The following is a 1,650-nucleotide window of genomic DNA, read 5'->3' as shown; positions in this document are numbered from 1 at the left end:
GCGCCGGGCTGGCGGCGCTGTGGCTGCTGCGCCAGGAGCGCGAGGCGCGGGCCGGCGAGGCGCGGGCCCGGCAGCTGATGCTGGACCTGGGCGCGCAGCGCGAGCAGGCGCTGGCGGCCGGGCGCGAGGCCCGGGCCCGGCTGACGCAGCTGCACCATGAGCTGGCCACGCCGCTGCATGCGATCACCGGCTATGCGCAGCTGCTGGAGATCGAGGGCGCCGCGCTGGCCGAGCCGGCGCGGCTGTGGGTCGAGGGCCTGCAGGCCGCGGCCTGGCATCTGCAGGCGCTGTCCGAGCAGCTGCTGGACCCGCAGCGCGACGCGGCGGCGCTGCAGACGGCGCCGGTGCCGCTGGCGCCGCTGGTCGGCCAGGTGCAGCGGATGCTGCGCCTGCAGGCCCGGCAGGCGGACGTGCGGCTGATGTTCACCGACCACAGCGGCGGCGATGCGCGCGCGCTGGGCGACGCGCTGCGGCTGCGCCAGCTGCTGCTGAACCTGGCCGGCAATGCGATCAAGTACGGCCGCCGCGGCGGGCTCGTGCGCATCGAGCTGGCGCGGGCCGACAGCGGCCAACTGCTGCTGCGCGTGATCGACAACGGCATCGGCATGGACCGGGCACAGCTGGCCCGCCTGTTCGAGCCCTTCAACCGCCTGGGGCGCGAGCGCAGCGCGATTCCCGGCAGCGGCATCGGCCTGGCCCTGAGCCGGCAGCTGGTGCAGGCCATGGGCGGGGATATCCGTGTCGAGAGCCAGGCCGGCGTCGGCACGACCGTGGAACTGCGTCTGCCGGCCATTCCTTGACGACAAGGACGAAGGAGAACGCCGATGGCATCGATGTTGTTCCGCGCGGGCCTGGGCTCGCTGAAGCTGCGCATTGCGCTGATGGCCGTGTCGGTGATCGCGCTGAGCGTGGCGATGACGGTCTTCCTGGTCTCGCGCGACACGCGGCTCCGGGCCGAGCAGTCGATCGTCGACTCGGCGCTGGATGTGGACACGGTGGCCAAGACCATCTCCTCGCGCCTGCTCAACCGCGAGCAGGCGCTGAGCCGCGCCGCCGAGCTGTGGCCCGGCGCGCAAGGCGATGCGCAGGCCTTCCTGTCGCAGCAGGCGGTGCTGGCGGTGCTGTTCTCGCATGTCTTCGTCGCCGCGGCCGATGACGGGCGGGTGCTGGCGGTGGGCAGCGAGGCCGGCGTGGGCGGCGGCCGCCGCGTGCTGCTGGGCCGGTCCTATTTCGAGCAGGCGCGGCAGGGGCGGGCGGTGGCCATCTCGGAGCCGCTGGACGACGAGGGCGACGGCCAGCGCCTGGGCGTGGTGCTGGCCGTGCCATTGCGCGATGCCGGAGGCCGCGTGACCGCGGTGCTGGGCGGCGTGCTGCGCACCCAGACCGACCGCTTGCTGACCGACTCGACGGCGGCCAGCGCGCTGAGCCAGGACCCGATCGAGACGGTGGTCACCGATGCCGCGGGCCGCATCGTCTCGCATCCCGATCCCGCCTGGCTGCGCCGCGATGCCGCCGCCGACCCGCGCCTGGCCGAGGCGATGGCGCGCTGGCGCCGCGAGGGCGCGCCGCTGGAGTCGCAGGCCTGGGCCTGGCGCACCGGGCCGCAGTTCGTCGCGATGGCGGCGGTGCCGCAGGCGGGCTGGATGGTGA

Annotated in this window: 2 protein-coding genes; both read left to right on the top strand. The window is 74.8% G+C overall.

What is annotated here, in order from left to right; translation table 11 throughout:
* A partial coding sequence (locus B0W88_RS31635) for a sensor histidine kinase KdpD (RefSeq protein WP_144007136.1) occupies positions 1–800 on the top strand: 800 nt, incomplete at its 5' end.
* A 24-nt stretch (positions 801–824) separates the two neighbouring features.
* On the top strand, positions 825–1,650 hold an 826-nt coding region (locus tag B0W88_RS31630; protein WP_198938005.1), incomplete at its 3' end, for a cache domain-containing protein.

It is taken from the genome of Pelomonas sp. KK5, from assembly GCF_001984095.1.
Classification (GTDB): domain Bacteria; phylum Pseudomonadota; class Gammaproteobacteria; order Burkholderiales; family Burkholderiaceae_C; genus KK5.
The sequence above is the reverse complement of the archived record's forward strand: the minus strand, read 5'-3'. Positions and strand labels throughout refer to the sequence as shown.